Here is a 3054-nt window from a genome sequence, read left to right on the forward strand (position 1 = left end):
GGGGCGGAGCTGTNACAGGGCATCGGGCTCCTGCACCACGCCGTCATAGAGTGCAAAGCCGATGGTGTGGTTGCTCTCGCCATAGAGGCTGGCGATCACGTCGCTCATGCGGAACACTGCATGGACCCAGCCCACCAGGCTGGCGCGCCGTTCGGCAATGGTCGATTGTGGCTTGCCGCGCTGGTACAGCGGCAGGTACATCATGAAGGCCGAGATGGATGGCTCCGTGTTGGACAATTGGACCTTGCCGGAGATGGTCGCCATGCCCGAGTCGCGCGCTTTTTCCATGGCCGCGCGGCGTACCGGATCGGCCCACTGGTCATTGCCGAAGGGCATACGATTGCGCCCCATGTAGGGCTCGCGCAGGATGGTGGGAGCATAGGCGTCGCGTGCACCCGAGGGGCGGATCGCGTAGTCGGCCAGGCCCTGATGCGCCATGCGGGCCAGGTGCGCATCCAGTTGGGTGGCGGGAATCCACTCTTCGATGGCAATGGCCTGGATGCCGGAGAAGTTGGCGTCCAGGTTGAGCGCGTCGACATAGTCACGGAACTGGCTGCGGTCGATGTTGCCGGTGGCCGAGATCAGCCCTTGCACGCCGTGCAGCATCTGTTCGTAGGACGCCATGCGCTGCTCGATGCGACTGACCGTCTCGCGCAGCGCCGAGGCGAACTGCGTATGCAATTCCTTGGCAGCGGCCTGGCGTTCATGGTCCCAGGCAGTCCAGGTCACGCCCAATCCTGTGGCCAGGATGAGCAGGGGCAGCAGGATCAGGCGTATCCAGTTCACGGCTTGCTCTGGAATTGGACCATGGCTGCCGCCAGTTCCGCATTGAAGTATTTCTGGAAGATGCGCAAGACGGTGCCATCGGCCAACATGCCATTGACCAGGGCTCGCCATTTTTCCTGCTCGGTCGCAGACAGCGCGCGCCGCGACATGATGAGCCCATGCAGCACCGATGGGTCTTCAAAGCTGATGATGGGTGGTGGCGTCACGGATGCTTTTTCTTTCCACACCGGGTAATCAAAGGGCTCAATGATCATGCCCTGGATACGGTTTTGCAGCAGGGCTTCGTAGAGCGGTTCCAGACCACCAGCCTGGGTCACGCGGTTGGCGGCGCTGAGCTGGTCCACCATGCGGTTGGCATTGTTGCTATAGCGGAAGCTGCGGATGACGCCCAGCTGGAAGCGCGGGTTGCGCGCCACATCGGCCAGTTGCGCGATGCCGGCATCCTTGCGCACCAGCAGGTAGTACTTGTTGCTGAAGTACCAGGCGAAGGAGGCGAACTTGTCGCGATCGGCATTGGTGATGCCCGACAGGCTGAAGTCCAGCGCGCCGGACTCGATCAGTTGCCAGATGCGCGCACGCGACATCAGGCTGACATTGACCTTACATCCGCTGCGGCGGATCAGCTCATCGGCGAAATCCTTGTCGATGCCGGTATCGGTGGCGGCCGAGTAGAGCAGGCCGTGGTCGTGCAGGGCCAGGGTATAGGGGCGCGAGCAATCAGGGCCGCCCGGTACGGCGGGGCTGGCGGCGTGGACAGCAGGGCCCGCCAACAGGGTGGACAACAGCATGGCTGTGCTCGCGCAACGGCGCACTGCGCCAATGCGAAAGAGTCGACTGAAAATACTGCCCCCTGTGAATACGCCATCTTCTGGACGCCAGCGGCGGCGCCCTGTTGCGCCAGTCATGCCAATCATGCCGGTGTCTCATCCTTTCCGAAAGCGCCGCACCCGGGGCGGCGCCCTTACTGTTGTTCTGCTGCTGCCGGACCGGTGGGTCACCAGGCGCCGAGCGATGTTACCCGAGCAGATTCCATTGCGCAACAGAATGCGAAGGGTGGGATCGCGGCAGGCTGCGAGCGGGTCTGTAGCCGCTGTGGCGAGGCAGACGAAAAGCCTCGGGGAGGTGATCAGGATGGCATGAAAAATCGCAGACTATACCGGCATGGCAGTGGACGCGAGCAGGGTGCCCACCCGCGTCCATGAGCCTTATCAGGCTTAGATGAACATGCCGCCCGAGACTTCCACGCGCTGGGCATTGATCCAGCCATTGTCGGGGCGCAGCAGGGAGGCGATGGCGGCGCCGATATCATCCGGCCGGCCAGCTCGGCCCAGCGCGGTCTGGCTGGCCACGAAGGCGTTGAGTTCGGCATTGTCGCGCACCCGGCCACCACCGAAGTCGGTCTCGATTGCGCCGGGGGCGACCGTGTTGACGGCAATGCCGCGCGCGCCGAATTCCTTGGCCATGTAGCGTGTCATCACTTCCACCCCGCCTTTCATGGCTGCGTAGGCGGCATAGCCCGGCAGCGAGAAGCGCGCCAGACCGCTGGAGATGTTGATGATGCGACCACCCTCGGCCAGCAGCGGCAGCAGTGCCTGGGTGAGGAAGAACGGGCCCTTGAGGTGCACGCTGTAGAGCTCGTCGAAGACTGCCTCGCTGGTCTCAGCGATGGCAGCGTGCATTCCCATGCCGCCATTGTTGACCAGGTAACTGAAATGGCTGGCTTGCCAGTGCTCCTGCAGCGCGGCCTGTACGGCTTGGGCGAAGGCCGGGAAACTGGCGCTCCTGGACAGGTCCAGTTGCAATGCCACGGCGCGTACCCCCAGGGCTTCGAGCTCGGTCACGGTGGCTTGCGCGGCGGCGTGGTTGCCCACGTAGGTGAGGATGATGCCCACGCCCTCGCGGGCCAGATGCAGGGCAGTGTTCTTGCCCAGGCCACGGCTGCCGCCGGTGATGAGGGCAATGCGCGGGATGGTGTTGGAAGTGGTGGTAGATACGGTGTTGGCAGGCATGTCGGGCTCCTTGAAGTTGGGGAAAGTGAAGAGGGCCTGTTCCCATTCAATCTGCGAGTGCGAGAGGTCGCCAAGCGTTGACTGCCTAGGCGCAGCGACGCGTCGTAGCGGTGCTACGGCAAGGAGCTGCAACAACGGCAGGCGACGCTTGGCGGCCTCTCCCGGAGGGTTGCCCCCAGAAGGCGCGCTGGCCGCGTTGCACGTCAGGGCTGGTGGCGCCCCCTCCTTCCCTGCCGCGCGCCTTGCCACTTCTCCTTCT

The 3054-nt window shown here is 63.9% G+C and carries 3 protein-coding genes; all 3 read right to left on the bottom strand.

Features of this window, described 5'->3' with window-relative positions:
* A partial coding sequence (locus I5W_RS15715; RefSeq protein WP_044529932.1) for a CHASE domain-containing protein occupies positions 1-786 on the bottom strand: 786 nt, incomplete at its 3' end.
* A complete protein-coding gene (locus tag I5W_RS15720; RefSeq protein ID WP_374702141.1) occupies positions 783-1574 on the bottom strand; it encodes a substrate-binding periplasmic protein in 792 nt (263 codons plus the stop codon). The genes I5W_RS15720 and I5W_RS15715, both read right to left, overlap by 4 nt.
* Before the next feature lie 426 nt (positions 1575-2000).
* A complete protein-coding gene (locus I5W_RS15725; protein ID WP_044529934.1) occupies positions 2001-2795 on the bottom strand; it encodes an SDR family NAD(P)-dependent oxidoreductase in 795 nt (264 codons plus the stop codon).
* Positions 2796-3054: the final 259 nt, after the last annotated feature.

This window comes from Herbaspirillum sp. B65 (genome assembly GCF_000333555.1).
In the GTDB taxonomy this organism is placed as follows: domain Bacteria; phylum Pseudomonadota; class Gammaproteobacteria; order Burkholderiales; family Burkholderiaceae_D; genus Herbaspirillum; species Herbaspirillum rubrisubalbicans.